Raw genomic sequence first — 18,911 nt, 5'->3', positions numbered from 1 at the left:
GTCCGCTGGATCGGTTCGGTCGGCGCGGACTATGGCGTTATCGCGGTGGCCAAGGATTCACCCGTCAACACGCTTCCCGAGCTTATGGAAAAGATCAAGGCCGACCCGGCCGCCGTTTCGGTCGCCGGCGGTTCGGCCGTTGGCGGATGGGATCATCTGAAGGTTCTGATCGCCGCTTCCAAGGCCGGCATCGAAGATGTCCGCCAGGTGAAATACGTCGCTTTCGACGGTGGCGGGGAAGCTGTTACACAACTGCTTGCCGGCTCCGTTCAGGCCTTTACCGGCGACGCGTCGGAAGCCAAGGGTTTTGTGGACTCCGGCGACATCAAAGTGATCGCCGTTCTGGCGCCGGAACGCCTCGAGGGCGATTTCGCCTCCTTTCCGACCGCCAAGGAGCAGGGCATCGATGTGATCGGCGCGAACTGGCGCGGTTTCTACGCCCCCGGCAACATGTCGGATGAGGCTTATGCCTATTGGGTGGATGCCGTCAGCAACGTCTACGCTTCGGATGAGTGGAAGCAGATCATGGCACAGAACGGTCTCGCGCCGCTCGACCTGCAGGGCGAGAAGTTCCAGGCGTTCGTGAAGGAATCCATCGATTCCATCACCGATCTGTCGAAGCAGATCGGCATCGTGAAGTAAGACACGAGCCATCCTCATCGGGCCTGCCGGGCGCTCCCGCGGGCCCGAATTGTATCAGGTACAAACAGGGGAACACGTCCGTCATGAGCGACCGCATCTTCGGCGTTTTCGGTTTCCTGCTCGCCGCCTTCTACTTATGGCAGGCGACACAAATCGAACTGAGCTTTATCTCCGACCCTTTCGGTCCCAAGGCTTTTCCGTACATGATCGGCACCGTGCTCGCGATCTCCAGCACGGTCATCATGATCAAGCCAGACACCGAGCCGGAATGGCCCACTTTCGCACGGCTGTTCGAAATCGGCGTCGCCACCGCTGTGATGATCGCCTACGCGCTGTTCCTGAAGGAATACGGTTTCGTGGTCTGCACGGCCATCGCGGCAAGCTATCTTTCCTGGCGTCTGGGTTCGCACCCTCTCTCCGCCATCATCGCCGGCGTGCTGATCGCCGTTGGCATCTACGTCATTTTCCATCTCGTCCTCGGGCTGTCGCTGGCACGCGGCCCCTGGGGCTTCTGAGGCGGGAGGCCCTTTCATGGAAACACTCGGTTCACTCGCAGACGGTTTTGCTGTCGCGCTGACCTGGCAGAACCTCATGCTGGCGCTGATCGGCTGCTTTCTGGGCACCATCATCGGCGCATTGCCGGGGCTCGGCCCATCCAACGGCGTGGCGATCCTCATTCCGCTCGCCTTCACTCTCGGTCTGCCGGCCACGCCGGCCCTCATTCTTCTGACCAGTGTCTATTACGGCGCCATGTATGGCGGCCGTATCTCGTCGATCCTGCTCAACATTCCAGGCGACGAACCGGCCCTGATGACAACCCTCGACGGTCATCCCATGGCCAAAGCGGGAAAGGCCGGTGAAGCGCTGGCCATTTCCGGCCTGGCATCCTTCATCGGTGCGTTCTTCGCCACCTGGGGGCTCGTCTTCCTCGCGCCGCAACTGGTCAAGGTCGCCCTGCTGTTCGGTCCGGCCGAATATTTCGCATTGTTCGTGCTCGCTTTCGCCACGCTCGGTGGCATCGCCAGCCGCAACCAGGCCAAGGCGGCGCTGGCAGCGGTGATCGGACTGGGCATCGCAACCATCGGTGTCGACGGCCAGACCGGCGTGCCGCGCTTCTCCTTCGGCGAAGTGCATCTCTACGACGGCATCGATTTTCTCGTCGCCATCGTTGGCCTGTTCGCACTCTCGGAAGTCTTCATCTTCCTCGAGCATCGCGCCGGCAGCGGTGCTGACGACAAGGTCGTGAAAGTGGGCCGTATCGTGCCGCCATGGAAGATGGTGCGTTCGACGATCCCCGCAATGGGCCGCTCGACCGTCTTCGGTTTCATCGCCGGTGTCCTGCCCGGGGCGGGTGCGTCGCTCGGATCGTTTATCGCCTACACGTTCGAAAAGCGCATTTCCGACCGCAAAGGCACGTTCGGCAAGGGTGACCCGCGCGGTGTGGCCGCGCCCGAGGCCGGCAACAACTCCGCCGCCGGCGGCGCGCTGGTGCCGATGCTGGCACTCGGCGTTCCTGGTTCCGGCACCACCGCCGTTCTGCTTGCCATGCTGCTCGCGCTCAACATCACGCCCGGTCCCCTGCTCTTCCAGCAAAATCCGGATGTGGTCTGGGGTCTGATCGCCGCCCTCTTCATCGGCAACATCATGCTTCTGGCCATGAACCTGCCGCTGGTATCGCTGTTCGTGCGCGTGCTTCTGATCCCGACCCGCTATCTGATGCCCGCCGTGGCGATGATCTCCTTCGTCGGTATCTACGGCATTTCCGGCTCCACTTTCGACCTGGTGGTCATGGTCGCCTTCGGCGTGATGGGCTGGGTGTTGCGCAAGCTCGACGTGCCGTTGGTGCCAATCATCCTCGGCGTGTTGCTCGGCGATCAGATGGAAAAGAACCTGCGTCGGGCCATGACCATTCACGATGGCGACTGGACGATGCTGTTCAACTCGTGGCTCGCCATCGGACTGTGGACTTTCGCCATCGTCGGTTTCGTGCTGCCGCTACTCGTCGGCCGCTATTTCCGGCCCAAGATCGCCGATGAACCCGTCGCCGAGGGCGCCGATCCGGACTGATCCGCTTTTGCCGATCAATTGCCAGAGGCGGCGTGGCTTCTCAGCCGCGCCGTTCTCAATGTGAGAAAAGCCGTGGCCGCAACGATGATAGCCGCGCCGATCACCGTGTTCAGTGTCGGCACCTCGTCGAAGAAAACATAGCCCACCGCGCCCGAGAGGATAAGGCTCGAATAACCGAGCGGCCCCAGAAACCCGGCGTCCCCCAGCCAGTGGGCCCGCAGGAAACAGAACTGTGCGGCTTGCGAAAAAACGCCCACGGCCAGGAGAAACGGCCAATGGCCGGTCGCCACGTTCTGCCAGCCCGAAAACGCCGGCCAGGCCGTGATGAGTGCCAGACCGCCCGTGTAAAACAGCATCATCACCACCGGCGGCGTTCCTTTGAGCTGCCTTGTGACGATGATCGCGCCAGTTCCGGCCAGAACGGCTGCGAGAGCGGCCAGAAGCGCCGGTGTCCACGGAACATTGCCCGGACTTGCGGCAATGAACGCGCCCACGAGCCCCAGCCCTGCCGCCAGCCAGCGCGAACCAGAAACAGCCTCGCGCAAGATCAAAGCCGAGAGCGCCACGAGAACCACGGGCCGCGTAAAATTCATAGTCATATAGAGCGCCAGCGGCAGATGCGCGACGGCATAAAAACCACCGGTAAGCGCCACCGCCGACAGGAACACGCGAAACACATGGAGCGGCAAGCGATCGATCCCCCGCAACACCTCCCGCTGATGGGCGAGCCAAGGCAGGATCAGGCAGAAACCGACCACCGCCCGCAAAAAGACAAGTTGCCACGGCGGATAGCCCGCGCCCAGCGCCTTGACGATGGATATGGCCCAGATGTTGAGACCCATATCCGCCAGCAGCCAAGCGCCGGCACGCAGATTGTCCTTTGCGGTGGCGCCGCCACTCACGGCAGCGCCAACAGATTCGCCATCAAACGGAATGCTCCGGGCACCAGTTTCTCCATCTGGTGATGCAGGATCAGCGCCACATGCGTGTGCCGCCCCTTGCCGATCCGCGCTGAAAGAAGCGCGCCCTGATGCGCGTCCTCCTCCGGATCGGCCATGGACAGAAGCGGCTCATAGGCGTCGTCCCAGCTCTTGGCGAAATAGAGCCCGCGCTCCTTGTGCCAGTCCTTCCAGTCCTCATCCGTTATGCGGTTCGGCGTGTTGAGCAGCGGATGGTCCGGCGCAAGATGGGTCACTTCGGCATTCTCGTCCGTCACGCGCCAGCGCAGCGAGGGTTTGCCGATCTCCAGCCGACGCGGCGGCACCGTATCGGGGTTCCACGCATCCCAGGGGCGGTGATAGAGCGTGACCAGATTGCCGCCGCCCTCCACCCAGGTTTTCACCACAGGCATCGCCTCCTTCAGCGCCGGACGGGTGCGCATGGCGAAAATGCCCGCCACCAGCGTGTCGATGTCCTTCAGCCCTTCAGCCGTCAGCGCCTCGTCGGCCATGTCGGTGACATCGAGACCCAGTGCGCGGAGCCACAGTCCGACGCGATCATTGCCGCCGCCCACATAACCGACACGCACATCCGGCAGCGCCACGTCGAGTACCCGCAGCGAAAGCTCGGCCGGAAAGGCGCGCGCCCGCGCGCCGGTATGCGGATAGTCGAACCGGCGAACCGTTTCGGCTGGCTGACCGTCAATGTACAGCGGCAAATCATAAAGCCCCGGCGCGATGGTTTCAGGCGCTGTAACGCGGAAACCGCCGGTCATCGGGGATGCGGCCCAGCCTTCCGGCAGTTCCAGCACGGTTTCAGCCTGTGCCGGAAAGCGTTCCAAAACGCGTAAATCGACCTCGCGTGCCTCGGCCGCGATATTGATAAGCGCCCGGTCAGGCACAAGCGTCGCCGAGCGCGCGGGCAGAACCACCGGCGCACGCTCCAGCGGCAACAGCGTTTCTGCGGAAACACCATCGACCGTGACGCCGATCCGCACCGCAGGCAGGCGTGCTATGCCCGGATGATAGTGCATGGGATAGCAATCCGAGGGCGCGGCATCTTCCGGCACATGGACAACGCCGTCGACGATACGCCATCCCTCCGGCACCACGGGCGTGACGTCCGCCGCTGATCCTGTCGCTTCGATCGTCAGGGTCGCGTTTTCGCCTGGCTGCAACACATCACGATCGAGCGACGCGCGCACTTCCACCCCGCTGGCGATCCGCATTACATGGGCGAGTTGCACTTCCTTGGCGGCAAGGCGATGTTGCACCTCGCCATGCGCATGCTCCGGGCACGCATCGCGGGCGGCACGCACCGCCCTCATTGCCCCGGCTGCCTGCAACGCCACGTCTTCCATATTCGGGAACGACGCAATGGCAGCTTCACATGCCCCATGTGCGGCATCGAGATAGATCGCGATTTCTGGCGCCTCGGCAAATGCGGCCAAATCGGCCAAGGTCCCGGGCAATCCGTCGGTCACGCGATCGTCCCGTCCCTCGACCTCGGAGCGCACCAGATGCAGCGGCCAATCGTTCGGCTCACCGTGCGGCACCCAGCGGCCCATACCCTGCGTACGATGGTAGGCTCGCGACTGCTCGCCGATCTGCGCCCAGCTCCAGCCTGTCACGGGATCGTCGCCACCGCCTTTGACCGTCAGAGTGGCGCGTGGCGGCGGCAAATCGTCGTCATAAGCGTCGCCCGCGCCCGACCACGCCGGCAAATAGAGTTTCTTCACCCGCCACACCGGCAGATCGACATCGGGGAATGTCGGATCGGCCGCGGCATTCATTACGTCATGCGCCAGTTCCGTCATCGCCCGGTGATGACCGTGCTGGCCCGGAATATCGAGGAAGGTTGGGCAGATGATGTCCGGCCGCTCGGTGCGCACGATCTCGACGAAACGCTTTAGCGTACGCTGGCGCCCCCATTTGACCAGCGTCTCCTTGCCGTTTTTGGAGAAGCCGAAGTCGAAGATCGAGTCCTCCGGCGTTTCCGACAGCCAGTAGAGATTGAGATTAAGCACATCGGCGGCCCGCTCCATTTCGGCCGTACGCACCACACCAAGATCGTGCGTCACCTCCGCGCCGATGGCGTTCTGTCCACCCTCGCCACGGTTGGCGCAGGCGAAAGAGAGCGCGATGCCGTCCCGCAGTCCCAGTGCCGCCAGCATCTTCGAAGTTTCATCGTCGGGATGCGCGCCGGTGTTCATGAAGGAAACGCAGGATTTGAGCGGCGCCAGTGCCCGCCATAGTTTGACGATGCGCGGGTTTCGCATCTGCGTGGCAATACGCTCCTGATCGGACACGGGCATTTCTAGGTCTCCCAGAGAAAATCAAGTCTTTGCGGCAATACGCGGGGTGACGGTATCGTGGATGACGAGTGCGGCCCCACCGAGGGCCGCGGTAAGACGGCCGCACGCACCGCGCTGAACACGCGGTGAGATTCGTCCGGCACGCGCGGCAACGGAGCCGCCAGGAAGATCGAGCGATGCAATCAAGTGATCGAGCACGGCATCCGGCATCGCTCCACCGAGGATGACGGTTTCCGGATCGAACAGGTTTTCGATCATGCCGATAGCCTGTGACAGGGGCGCTGCCGCCTCATCGATCCAGGACATCAAATGCGCGTCCTTCGCCCGATAAAGCTTCTCGATGTCGGTTGCGCTGCCAATCTCGATTCCTGCCGCCGCCAGCTTGGCGCGCACGGCGATGCGACTGGCATAGGTTTCCAGGCAGCCGCGATTGCCGCATGCGCACAAGCGTCCTCCAGGGGCAACGACCACATGACCTATCTCGCCGGCATTGCCGAAGGCGCCACGCTGGGTATCTCCATCTGCCACGACACCCAGGCCGAGGCCGGCGCCGAAATAGATGAAACAGAAGGTTCTGAGCCCCATGGCGACCCCGCGCACTCGCTCGGCGACGGCCGCCGCGGTCGCGTCGTTCTCCACCACAACCGCCATATCGAGCGCATTTTCGAACAGAGAAACCGGATCGCTTTCCTCCCAGCCGTGCAGGGCCGTTTGACCCGCGCCGGAAATGCCCACCTTACCGAAGGGGCCGGGCATCACGACACCGGCACCCAGTATTTTCCGGCTTCCTTCGCAACGTCCAGCCAGCGCGGCAGCGCGAATATTGCGTGCAGTGGTTGCCACCGTGACTGGATCGTTTGCAGTCAAGACCTCGCGTGTGGTGAAAAGTGTCTCGCCTGCAAGGTTCACCAGGGCGCCGAACATGGCATCCGGCCTGACCTCGATACCGAGCGCCGCCGCACCGTTGGCGTTGAGTCGGTATTGGAGCACCGGCAATCCGCGCCCCGCAGACTGACGGCCCGCTTCGATCAGGAAACCGTCGCTCTCCAACTCGGCGATGATATTGCTCACCGCCTGAGTCGATAAGCCCGAGCTGCGCGCGATCTCTGCGCGCCCGATGGGTTGTCTTTCGCGTATCTGACCGAGCACGACCTGGCGGTTGTGCAGACGGGTGCGCTCGGCGTTCGATCCGATAATGCGGCGAGAACTGGCGATCTTCATACAAGCTTATTAATTCAACTTACTTGAACGTTCAACTTGATTGAGTTAATCGTTGAAAATTGAACCAAAGGCCCCGCAAGGCGGCCGAACAGAGGGCGAATACCGCCACCGCCGCCAATCGAGCCCGATGGCAGGACGGGTGGCGATCACAAGGGAGCGACGACAATGCGATTGTACAGGTTAAGGAGTTTCATTCTTGGCGCCGCGACGGCCGCGTTGACGACTGCGGCAACCGGTGCCTCGGCCGTCGAGATCGAGTACTGGCAGTACTTCTTCGAAGCCCGCGTCGATGCGATGGACAAGCTGATCGAGAATTTCGAGGCAGCCAATCCCGACATCACCGTCAAGATGACGCATTTCCCCTATGACAGCTACCGCACCAAGGTTGCCGCCGCCATTCCCGCCGGCCAGGGGCCGGACGTGGTGCAGCTTTTCTACGGATGGCTGAACGATTACGTCGAAGCCGAGCTCATCCAGCCGCTGCCGAACGATACCTTCCCTCCGGAAAAGATCGAGGAAGAGTTCTTCCCGATGGTTCAGGCCATGCGCATGGGCGACAGTTACTGGGCACTGCCTACGGCCGTGCGCTCCCTGGCGCTCTTTTACAACGAACGCATGTTCGATGAGGCCGGCATCGAGAATCCGCCGGCCAATCTCGACGAGCTCGTTGAAACCGCAAAGAAGCTCACCAAGAAGGATGGCGCAGGCAATCTGACAGCCGTGGGCCTCACCACCGGCATGACCGCGCAGGACCATCACTGGATCCGTGAAGTGCTCATCCGCCAGTTCGGCGGCGAGCCGTATCTGGATGACTACAAGACGGTTAACTACAACAATGAAGCCGGCCTGAAAGCCTTTGGTTTCTACAATGATTTGCAGGCCAAGCACGGCGTCACAAAAGCGGCGTTCATGGATGAGCCGCAAGCCGCCTTCAAGGCGGGTCGCGCGGGCATGCATATCGACGGTTCCTTCCGCATCGGCGCGCTGGAGAATGTGCGCGGCCTGAAGTGGAGCGTGGCGGAATTGCCGGCCGGTCCAGACGGAACCAAGTCGAACTACTCCTCCTACTGGGTGAACGCCATCACCTCCAAGGCGGAAGGCGAGAAGTTCGACGCCGCCGTCAAGTTCATGGAGTATCTCACCTCCGACGAGGCCATGCAGATCTGGCTTGAGACCGTTGGCGAACTACCAGCCAAACCGTCCGCGGCCATGACCGACGAGAACGTCAGCCATCCAGTCTATGGCCCGTTCATCAAAGGTCTCGAATACGCCAAGACCACAGTTTTCGCCAATGAGAGTGCCCAACGTCAGGCGATGGTCGACATGATGCAGCGCATCGAATTGCAGGGCCAGCCGCTTGAAGAGAGCGTCTCCCAGGCTGCCGAGGAAGAACAGAAAATCCTCGACGAATACTACCAGAAATAAGGCCTTTCGGGCGTCCGGTCATCTGCCGGGCGCCCCATTGTCAGCCGGGACGGGTCATGCGCTTTTACAACACACTATCCATCACGCAGAAGCAGATTGTGTGGGCCTGGGCCTTTCTCGCCCTGCCCGTGCTCTTCTACGTCGTCATCCGTTTCTATCCGACCGCCAACGCCTTCGTTCTTTCCTTTCAGGAATGGAACCTGCTCGGCGACCGCAAGTTCGTCGGTCTGGAAAATTACGCCAAGCTCTTCGGCGACCCCGTCTTCTGGAAGGTGTTCAAGAACACCTTCATGTATCTGATCCTGGGCACACCGGTCAGCCTCGTCTTGTCCTTCATCATCGCCTATCACCTCGACAAGGTGCGGTTTATGCACGGCACGATCCGCGCGCTCTATTTCCTGCCTTTCATGACAAGCGCAGTGGCCATGGCCTGGGTGTGGCGCTGGTTCTACCAGCCGGTCCCCATCGGCGTGTTCAACAATTTTCTCGCAAGCTTCGGCATCGGCCAGATCGAGTTTCTGAGCTCCACCACAAACGCCCTGCCCTCGGTTCTGGCCTGCGCCGTCTGGGCCGGCCTCGGCTTTCAGGTCATCATTTTCATGGCCGGACTGCGCGCCATTCCGCAAAGCTATTACGAGGCCGCGCGCATCGATGGCGTGTCCACCTGGACGGTTCTCACCGAGATCACCATCCCGCTTCTGAAGCCGACCATCGTGTTTCTGGTCGTTTTCTCCTCTATCGGCTTTCTGCGGATCTTCGATCAGGTCTTCAACATGACCACCAACAATCCTGGCGGTCCGCTGAACTCCACCAAACCGCTGGTGCTTTTGATCTACGACACCGCCTTCAACGGTTTCAACATGGGCTATGCGGCAGCGCAGACCGTCGTGCTCTTCACCATTTTGCTGGTCGTCAGCCTGATCCAGCTTCGACTTTTGAAGGATAGCTGACATGGCCAGTCAGGACATCGCCGTCAAAGCGTCCACCGACGCTCTTTTTTCCGGGTCGTCGCGCAATTCACGGCGCAATATGGGACAGTTCATCCGCTGGGCGCTCCTGTTCGGTGGCGGCATTCTCATGATCATGCCCATCGTCTTCATGGTGTCGACCTCGCTGAAATTTCCTTTCGAGGTCTACAATCTGAACCTGATCCCGGAAGAACCCACGCTCGAGAACTACACCTATGTGCTCGAAGACGGACGTTTCTACCGCTGGTTCGTCAATTCTCTGGTGATCGCCATCGTCACCACGGCGTCGGCCGTCTTCTTCGACGCGCTGGTTGGCTATGCGCTGTGTAAGTTCAAGTTCCCCGGCCGCTACCTCGTTTTTATCGCCATCCTGTCGACGCTGATGATCCCGACCGAGATGCTGGTCATCCCGTGGTATCTCATGAGCAAGAGCTTTGGCTGGCTCGACACCTATTGGGGCATCATGTTCCCGGGCGTCATGACCGCCTTCGGCACCTTCCTCATGAAGCAGTTTTTTGAGACCGTTCCTGACGATTTCCTGGAGGCTGCGCGCATTGACGGGCTGAACGAGTTCCAGATCTGGTGGCAGGTGGCCATGCCGCTCGTGCGCCCGGCGCTTGCAGCCCTTGCGATCTTCGTCTTCCTCGGCAACTGGACCGCCTTCATCTGGCCGCTGATCGTCACCAATTCGGTCGACATGTACACGCTGCCGGTCGGTCTCTCGAGCTTCGGCGACGAAGTGGATGTGGCCTGGGAGCTCATCATGACGGGTGCGGCCATCTCCACGCTGCCGACGCTGGTCGTCTTCCTGATCTTCCAGCGCTTCATCATTCGCGGCGTCGTCATGGCCGGTCTGAAGGGATAAGCGCACCATGAGCCTCAACGAGAATTTCCCCCATCCCGTCTACAAGGACACGGTGCTGGCACCGTTGTTCGAAGGCGTGAAGGCCAATTATGTCGGCGCTTTCCGCGCCATCAACCGGGCGCATCTCGTGATGCTGACGGAGACCGCCATCCTGACGCGCGATGACGCCGCCCGCATCGCAGCCGCCCTCGTCGACATCGACGAGACGGTCGATGTCGATGCCCTCATCTATACCGGCGAGGTGGAAGACTATTTCTTTCTCGTCGAGGCGGAGCTCAAAAAGCGGCTTGGCCCGGATCTCGCCGGCATGCTGCACACGGCGCGTTCGCGCAATGACATGGACCACACGGTCTTCAAACTCACATTGAAGCACCATGCCGACACGCTGATCGGCAAGGCGCAGGCCCTCGCCTCGGCTCTGATCGCCAAGGCCGAGGCCGAGCGCGACACGCTGATCGTTGCCTACACCCACGGCCAGCCGGCCCAGCCCTCGACCTTCGGCCACTACCTGTCGGCCGCCGTCGAGGTGCTTCTGCGTGACATTGAGCGCCTGCAGGCGGCCCGCGCCAATATCGACCATTGCCCGATGGGCGCTGCCGCCATCACCACCAGCGGCTTTCCCATCGACCGTACCCGCATGGCCGACTTGTTGGGTTTTGCCGAGCCGCTGCGCAATTCCTATGGCTGCATCGCCTCGGTCGACTATGTCACCGGCCTCTACAGCGCGATCAAACTCACCTTCCTGCACCTTGGCCGCCTGATCCAGGACATGCAGTTCTGGTCGGCCTTCGAGGTGGGACAGCTTCATGTGCCCGGCAGCCTCGTGCAGATTTCGTCCATCATGCCGCAAAAGCGCAATCCCGTTCCCATCGAGCATCTGCGCCATCTCGCCTCCATGACGTGCGGACGCGCCGATGCGGTCGTCAACACCATGCACAACACGCCCTTCACCGACATGAATGACAGCGAGGGCGAAGTTCAGGTGGCCGGCTATGCGGCCTTCCAGAGCGGCGCGCGCGTGCTCGATCTTCTGGCAGCCCTGATCAGCGCCGTTTCCATTGATGGCGAACGGGTCGCGAAAAACTCAGACGCCGCCTGCATCACGGTCACGGAGCTGGCCGACACGCTGGTGCGCCGCGAGGGGCTTTCCTTCCGGCAGGCGCATGAAATCGCCGCCGCCACGGCCCGCGCCGTGATTGCCGCCGGCAAGCCGCTCGGCGAAGGGTTCGAAGCCTTCTCAGCCGCGTTCAGGGAACTTGCCGGGCGCGACAGCACGCTCGACCGTCCAGCCTATACCGAAGCCGTCAGCGCGCGCCATTTCGTGGCGGTGCGCGAGCGCTTCGGCGGACCGGGTCCCGAAGCCATGAACGAGGCGCTTCGCACCTATCGCGCCACCCTCACCCGCCTTTCAGAACAACAGGCAGCGGACCTTGCCCGCGTCGAAAAAGCCGAAGCCGCACTCGCTGCCGCCTTCGGCGCTCTCTTGCAGGAGTAACCCCTTGGCCACCTTGTCCCTTCGCAATCTCGTTAAATCTTACGGCAAGGTGGAGGTGCTTCATGGCATCGGCCTTGACGTGGCCGATGGCGAGTTCGTTGTCTTTGTCGGTCCATCGGGCTGTGGCAAGTCCACCACGCTGCGCATGATCGCCGGTCTCGAAGAGGTTACCGGCGGCGAGATCCATATCGGCGACCGACTGGTCAACAATCTGGAACCCAAGGAGCGCGATATCGCCATGGTGTTCCAGAACTACGCCATCTATCCGCACATGTCCGTGCGCAAGAATATCGGCTTCGGTCTGCGCACCTCGAAACTCTCGAAGGAAGCCAAGGACAAGCGCATCGACGAGGTCGCCGCCATCCTCGGCATGACGGATCTTCTGGAACGTCGTCCCAACCAATTGTCCGGCGGTCAGCGACAGCGCGTCGCCATCGGCCGCGCCATGGTGCGCGATCCCGCCGTCTTCCTGTTCGACGAGCCGCTCTCCAACCTTGATGCGCAATTGCGCACCCAGATGCGCCTTGAAATCAAGAAACTGCACCAACGCGTTGGAAACACGATCATTTTCGTGACGCACGACCAGGTGGAAGCCATGACCATGGCCGACCGGATCGTGATCATGAAGGATGGCTACATCCAGCAGGTCGGCACGCCGCTGGAAGTCTATCACAAGCCGGCAAACACCTTTGTCGCCCAGTTCATTGGCGCTCCGTCCATGAACATGCTGCCTGGAAACTGGACCGGAAAGGGCGTGAAGCTTGGCGACGGTCTGGGCATCGACCTGCCACAGCGTAGCGCAGATGAAGGTTCGGATGTGATACTGGGCATCCGTCCCGACGACCTCGTCGTGACGGGCGGCAATGGGCTTTTCTCGGGCACGGTCAACATTGTCGAGCCGCTCGGCGCAGACACGCTGGTCTATGTCGGTGTCAATGGTCATGAAGTGATCGCAAAGGCATCGGGCCGCAAACCGCCAAAGGCCGGCGAGACGGTCAAGCTTACGGCAAAGGCCGGTGAAATGCATCTGTTTGATGCCAAGTCCGGGGAGGCGCTGCCGTGACACGTGCCAGCCGGTCGGGGCGCGTCCTGAGCGTGGGACGGCTCTATTGCGATCTCATATTCACGGAACTGCCGAAGATGCCGACGCTTGGCGAAGAGGTCTTCGCCGGCGGCCTGTCCATCAAGCCCGGCGGCGGTGCATTCATCACCGCTGCCTATATGGCCGCTCTGGGGCGCCATGTTTCGCTCGTCTCGGCACTGCCCTCCGGACCCTTCGCCACTGCGTTGATGGCCGAACTTGGGGCAAGCGGAGTTGACCTTTCCACCTCGGAAGAGACACCGGCCAGCCTCGATCCGCAAATCACCATTGCCATGGTCTCCGGTACAGAGCGTGCTTTTCTGACACGCCGCGCTGGCCCTGCCGTGCCGAAGAGCTTCGAAAAGGCCGTGACCGGCCGCGACGTCGTGCATTTGCATATCGGCGAGTTGGCGACCCTGGTCGAAGCACCGTTCCTCATTGAAAAAGCGCGTATGGCCGGGCTCTCCATTTCGCTCGATTGTTCCTGGGACGATGCCGTTCTGGCACGCGGGGATCTGGCCGAACTCATTGCGTCTGTCGACATTTTCCTGCCAAACGAGACCGAGGCGGAACGGCTTGGCATTTCCGAGGCCTCCGCACCCCCCGCTCCCCTTACTGTCGTGAAGCGCGGCCCCGGGGGATCCGTCGCGATTACACACGAAAAAGCTCTTGCGGCACCGACGCGCCCGGTCGATGTAATCGATTCCACGGGCGCGGGCGACGCCTTCAATGCTGGTTTTATCGCCTCCTGGCTGGCCGGACATTCCCTCGAAAAATGCCTTGAATCCGGCAATCGCTGCGGGGCGGAAGCCGTAACCCGTGTCGGCGGCGCTTCCGACCTGCCCGACCTCAAGGCGCTGGCTGTGGAGACCGCTTCCTGAGAACCCTAACTGTCTTCGGGCAAGGCGTCGCCGCGCGCCCTCGCCTTGAGCCTGGCAAAGCTCATGGCCACATGGGCACGGCGTATCTGCCCAACGGTCTCCAGCGCGCCGCAAGCAACCGCGGTAGCAATATCGGAGACCTCGCGCAGGAAAAAATCGATCTCGCTCGCAAGCGTGTCCTCGTACCCGTCCAGTCCCGCAGCGGTTTTCAGCCAGATGCGTGTCGTCTGGTAGTAAAGCCTTTCGGAAAACTCTTGCAGCGGCTCGTTTTCCGTCAACGTCATAAGAAGATGGAAGAAGTCCATATTGAGTTGTGCGAAAGCGCGTTGGTTCGGTGACTTTGCCAATGCTTCGCACCGTGCTCGCATGGCGCCGAATAGGTCTGCGGCCTCCTCGTCGGGCGTGACGGGAGAAAGCTTGCCGATCAATTCGGAAAGCTCCACGCGCAACCGATAGACCTGTTCCAACGATGCGATATCGATGTCGGTGACAATGGTTCCCACACCGTGAACCGAGCGCAGATAGCCTTCATCTTCCAATCGTGCGAGCACGCGGCGAATCGGCGTGCGGCTGGTTTCGAACTCCTTGGCAAGATCTTCTTCGCGCAGCCGCACGCCAGGCGGATAGTCGAGCAGACAGATGCGCGAGCGCAACAGCGCGTAGATGCGCTCGAACCGCGCCCGCCCCTCACCTGTCATCTTGGTCGCTCATCGCTCTAAGCTCATTCTCCTGCCCAACCGCTCCAGCATTGCCAGGCATTCATCGAGTTGGTCTATGGCAACAAACTCGTCCGCTTTGTGAGCCTGCTCGATGGATCCCGGTCCACAAATCACGGAGGAAATGCCCGCTTTCTGGAAGAGCCCCGCCTCGGTGCCGAACGCAACGACTTCCGCCTCGGTGAGACCGGTCAGTTCGGAGACGGTCCGCCGCGCCTCCGATTCGCTTACAGGCTCCAGCCCATCGACCTCGCCTATTACATGGGTCACGATGTCGGACCCTTCGAAAACCGCACGCATGGCCGGCTTCAGTTCCGTTTCGGCATAGGCGTGGATGCGGTCTTTTACGAAATCCGCGTCCTCGTTTCGCACGGGGCGCATTTCCCATTCCACCGAACAGTGATCGGCAATCACATTGCGTGCGGCTCCGCCGGAGATCGTGCCCACTTGAAGCGTCGTCCAGGGCGGATCGAAACGGTTGCCGTGCGGTGCCCGTGACTTGAGCTCCTCGGCGATAGCCATCAGTCGCGAGATATAACGTACCGCGTATTCCACCGCGTTGACGCCGCGCTCCGGCCCGGAAGCGTGGCCGGCCAGTCCGCGAAACTCGGTCGTGTATTCGAAACAGCCCTTGTGACCCTCGATAATGCGCATCATGGTCGGCTCGCCGATAATCGACACGGACGGCCTGATTTCGGCGCGTTCAAGCTCCTCTACCAATGCGCGCGCACCGAAGCATCCCACCTCCTCGTCATAGGTGAAGGCGAAATGCAGCGGCCGCTTCAAATCGAACTCTGCGAATTGCGGCGCCATGGCGAGACAGCAGGCGATAAAACCTTTCATGTCGCATGTGCCGCGCCCGTAGAGATTCCCATTGGCCCTGCGCAGGGCAAACGGGTCGCTGGTCCATTCCTGCCCGTCCACCGGCACGACATCGGAATGACCGGAAAGCACGATACCGCCGTCACCATCCGGTCCGAGCGTGGCGAACAGATTGGCCTTTCGGCCGCTCTCGTCGAGCGTCACCGAGAGCCGGGCACCGAGAGCACTCAGGATCTCGCTCGCATAAGCAATCATTTCCAGATTGCTTTCGGCCGAAATGGTGGGGAACCCCACCAGATCGGCCAGAATGCGGGACGTGTTCTCAAGCGTTTCCGAAGCCATGGATCAAGACTTCACGATCAGTTCGCGCGGCCGGCGGCACAAGGCTTCCGCAGGCCCGTCCTCCGTAATCAGGATGCTTTCAGTGATTTCGAGCCCCCAGTCGGCCATCCACAAGCCCGGCATGAAATGGAACGTCATGCCCGCTTCAAGGATCGTCTCGTCCTCGCGGCGGAGCGAAATGGTGCGCTCGCCCCAGTCCGGGGGATAGGAAATACCGATCGGATAGCCGCAGCGTCCATCGCGTGTGATGCCGGCCTTCTCAAGCGCCCCGTAAAGCGCATCGGCGATCTGCCCGGCGCGATTGCCCGGACGAGCGATGTCGAGTCCGGCTTCGATTCCTTCCACCAACGCCTTTTCCGCATCCAGCATGTGTTGCGGCGGTGTGCCGAGAAACACGGTCCTGCAGAGCGGCGCGTGATAGCGGCGATAGCAGCCGGCGATTTCGAAGAACGTCGCATGCCCCTGCTCGAAGCGGCGTCCGTCCCAGGTCAGATGCGGCGCGGCTGCATCCGAACCCGTAGGCAGAAGCGGCACGATCGCCGGATACTCGCCCCAGTCGTCATCGACGCCGCGGATCGCATCGGCATAAATCTCGGCGACGAGATCGTTCTTCTTCAGGCCTGGCTCGATGCGTTCGACAATGCCGTCGATCATTTTTTCGGAGATGCGCGCCGCGCGGCGCATGAAGACGATTTCCTCATCGGATTTCACCGCGCGCTGCCAGTTCACCAGCGCCGTGGCGTCGACGAATGTCGCATTGGGCAACTCTTCCTTCAAAACCAGATAGGCCTTGGCGGAAAAGTAGTAGTTTTCCAGCTCGACACCGATGCGCTGGTTGCCATAACCATGAGCGCGCAGGATTTCGGCCAGATGCTGCATGGGATGCAGCGTATTCGCCTGCACATAATGATCCGGGTAGCGCAGCACCCGCTCGTCATCCATGTAGACGGTGCGCACCGCGCCGTTTCCATCCATGGCGCGGCCCCACCAGATCGGATCGGCATCCTTGAAGACGATCACGCCCTGATGGACGTAGAACGACCATCCGTCATAGCCCGTCAGCCAGGCCATGTTGGACGGATCCTCCACGAAAAGAACGTCGATACCCTTCGCCTCCATGGCGTTGCGGGTCTTATCGAGGCGCGCGGCATATTCCTGCGCGCTGAAGGGCATTTCGGCTGCTGGCATGGTTCCTCCACATGCGAAAAGCCGGACGCTGACGCACCCGGCGAAACCGTACACCGAACAGGCATTCGCAACCTTGTGTACAACTACTCCATCATCATATTTTTCAAAGCTGGAATCGCACGAAAGCGACATCGAATGTCGCTGTTTTGCTTTCCCGCCTGGCGATGATGTGTACAAGTTCCAGAAACGCCCCCACCTCGTGCATCACGGAGCCTTTCATGCGTCACACGACCCTGCTCGTATCGGCCGCGCTGCCATGACAGCGCTGACGCTTGCCGATATTCTGGACGCCCGGCGCCGCATTGCGGACGTTGCGACACTCGATACGCCACTGCCTCCCTCGCCCTTTCTCAGCCGGATCGCCGGCGACGATGTGCTTTTGAAGCTCGAGATCGGCCAGGCGACCGGCGCTTTCAAGCTGCGGGGTGCCGCCAATGCGGTATTGAACCTGCCGGAGGGCACGAAGGGCGTCACCTGCTGCTCGACCGGCAATCATGGTCGTGCGGTGGCCTATGCCGCCCGCGCACGCGGCTTGCGCGCTGTCATCTGCATGTCCAATCTCGTGCCCGAAACGAAAGTCGCCGGGATCCGCGCGCTGGGGGCCGAAGCGCGGATTGTTGGCAGAAGCCAGGACGAGGCGCAGGTGGAGAGTCTCCGCCTCGCAAAAGAGGAAGGTTTCTACGAGATTTCGCCCTTCGACGATCTTCATGTGATCGCTGGCCAGGGCACGATTGGCCTGGAGCTCCTGGATCGGCGGCCCGACCTTGCAACCGTTCTCATCCCGCTTTCGGGCGGTGGACTTGCCGGTGGCATCGCCTGCGCGCTCAAGACCATCAAGCCTTCGATCCGCGTGATCGGCATCACCATGGAGCACGGCGCGGCCATGCACGCGTCCATGGCCGCGGGAAAACCCGTGGCCGTAACCGAAATCGCGAGCCTTGCCGATTCGCTCGGTGGCGGTATCGGTGCTGAAAATCGTTATTCCTTCGAGCTTTGCCGCCGCTTTCTCGACGATGTCGTCCTCGTCAGCGAAGAAGAGATCTACCGCGCCATGCAAGTGCACTACCATGAGGACCGCCTGGTCTGCGAAGGGGCGAGCGCCGTCGGCGCGGCGGCACTGATCTCCGGCAGGCTCGACGTCCAGCCCGGCCCCATCGCCACACTCATCACCGGCCGCAATGTCGATATGAAGGTGTTCACCGACATTATCTCGGGCCGAGACGTGCATCTCGGCGACACAACGCTGAAGGGACACCACCATGCCGCATGATATCCTCATTCTCACCGAAGCCGAACTGCGCAAAGCCGTCCAGCTCGACCTGAAAGCGATCGACGTGGTGGAGAGCGCCTTTCGCGCGCTCGCTTCCGGCGAGGTCATCATGCCGCCAATCCTCTCCATGGATATTCCGCAGGCCCATGGCGAGGTAGACGTGAAAACGGCCTACATCCCGGGCTTCGATGGTTTCGCAATCAAGGTCAGTCCCGGTTTCTTCGACAACCCGAAGATCGGTCTGCCGAGCCTCAACGGGCTGATGATTCTGTTTTCGGCCAAGACCGGCCTCGTGGAAGCACTTCTGCTCGACAACGGGTTCCTGACGGATGTGCGCACTGCCGCCGCCGGTGCGGTCGCCAGTCGTTACCTCGCACCCTCGAAAATCGAGACGGCCGGCGTCATGGGAACAGGCGTGCAAGCCCGGCTGCAGATGATCGCCGCCCATCAGGTGCGACCTTTCTCCCGGCTTCTCGTGTGGGGCCGAGACGCCGCAAAGGCGGCGGCCTGCGCGGACGATTTGGCCCAAAGCCTCGAAATCGAGGTACGGGCCGAGACGGACCCGGCCCGACTCGTCGCTGAAAGCCAGCTCGTCGTCACCACAACACCCGCACGCGAACCCGTTCTCATGGCCGAATGGCTCCATCCCGGCCTTCACATCACGGCGATGGGCTC

The 18,911-nt window shown here is 61.6% G+C and carries 17 protein-coding genes; 11 read left to right on the top strand and 6 right to left on the bottom strand.

Annotated elements, in window-relative coordinates; all coding sequences use genetic code 11:
- The 3 genes from QZ638_RS15080 to QZ638_RS15070 form a co-directional block, all read left to right on the top strand.
- A partial coding sequence (locus QZ638_RS15080) for a tripartite tricarboxylate transporter substrate-binding protein (RefSeq protein WP_295812100.1) occupies window positions 1-642 on the top strand: 642 nt, incomplete at its 5' end.
- Between the two features lie 83 nt (window positions 643-725).
- The gene (locus QZ638_RS15075) at window positions 726-1,157 is read left to right on the top strand and encodes a tripartite tricarboxylate transporter TctB family protein (RefSeq protein ID WP_295812098.1); all 432 of its coding nucleotides are present in this window, start codon (window positions 726-728) and stop codon (window positions 1,155-1,157) included.
- Between the two features lie 16 nt (window positions 1,158-1,173).
- Window positions 1,174-2,709 (top strand): tripartite tricarboxylate transporter permease, encoded by a 1,536-nt coding sequence (locus tag QZ638_RS15070; protein ID WP_295812097.1) that lies wholly within the window; start codon window positions 1,174-1,176, stop codon window positions 2,707-2,709.
- Window positions 2,710-2,723: 14 nt separating this feature from the next.
- Here the strand turns inward: QZ638_RS15070 and QZ638_RS15065 are convergent, their stop codons facing one another.
- The 3 genes from QZ638_RS15065 to QZ638_RS15055 are packed head-to-tail and all read right to left on the bottom strand — an operon-like array spanning window position 2,724 to window position 7,183.
- Window positions 2,724-3,611 (bottom strand): DMT family transporter, encoded by an 888-nt coding sequence (locus tag QZ638_RS15065; protein WP_295812096.1) that lies wholly within the window; start codon window positions 3,609-3,611, stop codon window positions 2,724-2,726.
- The gene (locus QZ638_RS15060) at window positions 3,608-5,962 is read right to left on the bottom strand and encodes a PIG-L family deacetylase (protein ID WP_295812094.1); all 2,355 of its coding nucleotides are present in this window, start codon (window positions 5,960-5,962) and stop codon (window positions 3,608-3,610) included. Before QZ638_RS15060 ends, QZ638_RS15065 begins: the two co-directional genes overlap by 4 nt.
- A gap of 21 nt (window positions 5,963-5,983) precedes the next feature.
- Window positions 5,984-7,183 (bottom strand): ROK family protein, encoded by a 1,200-nt coding sequence (locus QZ638_RS15055; RefSeq protein WP_295812092.1) that lies wholly within the window; start codon window positions 7,181-7,183, stop codon window positions 5,984-5,986.
- A gap of 165 nt (window positions 7,184-7,348) precedes the next feature.
- On the opposite strand from QZ638_RS15055, the gene QZ638_RS15050 reads away from it, so the two are divergent.
- Genes QZ638_RS15050 through QZ638_RS15025 form a run of 6 tightly spaced genes read left to right on the top strand, consistent with a single transcriptional unit; the run spans window position 7,349 to window position 13,898 of the window.
- Window positions 7,349-8,608, top strand: coding sequence for an extracellular solute-binding protein (locus tag QZ638_RS15050; protein WP_295812090.1), 1,260 nt, complete (start codon window positions 7,349-7,351; stop codon window positions 8,606-8,608).
- Between the two features lie 56 nt (window positions 8,609-8,664).
- Window positions 8,665-9,558, top strand: a complete 894-nt coding sequence (locus QZ638_RS15045) for a carbohydrate ABC transporter permease (RefSeq protein WP_295812089.1) — start codon at window positions 8,665-8,667, stop codon at window positions 9,556-9,558.
- 1 nt (window position 9,559) lies between these two features.
- Complete coding sequence (locus QZ638_RS15040) at window positions 9,560-10,441, top strand: carbohydrate ABC transporter permease (protein ID WP_295812086.1); 882 nt, start codon at window positions 9,560-9,562, stop codon at window positions 10,439-10,441.
- A 7-nt stretch (window positions 10,442-10,448) separates the two neighbouring features.
- Window positions 10,449-11,936 carry an argininosuccinate lyase gene (gene argH / locus QZ638_RS15035; protein ID WP_295812083.1) on the top strand — a complete coding sequence of 496 codons (1,488 nt, stop codon included), beginning with the start codon at window positions 10,449-10,451 and terminating at the stop codon, window positions 11,934-11,936.
- Between the two features lie 4 nt (window positions 11,937-11,940).
- Window positions 11,941-12,999 carry a sn-glycerol-3-phosphate ABC transporter ATP-binding protein UgpC gene (ugpC, locus tag QZ638_RS15030; protein WP_295812080.1) on the top strand — a complete coding sequence of 353 codons (1,059 nt, stop codon included), beginning with the start codon at window positions 11,941-11,943 and terminating at the stop codon, window positions 12,997-12,999.
- Window positions 12,996-13,898 carry a carbohydrate kinase family protein gene (locus QZ638_RS15025; RefSeq protein WP_295812077.1) on the top strand — a complete coding sequence of 301 codons (903 nt, stop codon included), beginning with the start codon at window positions 12,996-12,998 and terminating at the stop codon, window positions 13,896-13,898. Before ugpC ends, QZ638_RS15025 begins: the two co-directional genes overlap by 4 nt.
- 5 nt (window positions 13,899-13,903) lie before the next feature.
- On the opposite strand, the gene QZ638_RS15020 is transcribed toward QZ638_RS15025, so the two are convergent.
- The 3 genes from QZ638_RS15020 to doeA are packed head-to-tail and all read right to left on the bottom strand — an operon-like array spanning window position 13,904 to window position 16,966.
- Window positions 13,904-14,596 (bottom strand): GntR family transcriptional regulator, encoded by a 693-nt coding sequence (locus tag QZ638_RS15020; protein WP_295812075.1) that lies wholly within the window; start codon window positions 14,594-14,596, stop codon window positions 13,904-13,906.
- Window positions 14,597-14,605: 9 nt separating this feature from the next.
- A complete protein-coding gene (argE, locus tag QZ638_RS15015; protein ID WP_295812073.1) occupies window positions 14,606-15,778 on the bottom strand; it encodes an acetylornithine deacetylase in 1,173 nt (390 codons plus the stop codon).
- A gap of 3 nt (window positions 15,779-15,781) precedes the next feature.
- Entirely contained in the window at window positions 15,782-16,966 is a 1,185-nt protein-coding gene (gene doeA / locus QZ638_RS15010) for an ectoine hydrolase DoeA (protein WP_295812070.1), read from the bottom strand.
- A gap of 256 nt (window positions 16,967-17,222) precedes the next feature.
- On the opposite strand from doeA, the gene eutB reads away from it, so the two are divergent.
- The gene (gene eutB, locus QZ638_RS15005; protein ID WP_295812067.1) at window positions 17,223-18,236 is read left to right on the top strand and encodes a hydroxyectoine utilization dehydratase EutB; all 1,014 of its coding nucleotides are present in this window, start codon (window positions 17,223-17,225) and stop codon (window positions 18,234-18,236) included.
- Window positions 18,226-18,911: ornithine cyclodeaminase family protein (locus QZ638_RS15000; protein WP_295812065.1), on the top strand; the 686-nt coding region annotated here is incomplete at its 3' end. The genes eutB and QZ638_RS15000, both read left to right, overlap by 11 nt.

Origin of the sequence: uncultured Nitratireductor sp. (assembly GCF_913053745.1) — a bacterium.
GTDB lineage: Bacteria > Pseudomonadota > Alphaproteobacteria > Rhizobiales > Rhizobiaceae > Nitratireductor.
Note: the sequence above shows the minus strand (reverse complement) of the source record. Positions and strands in the feature narration are given on the sequence as shown.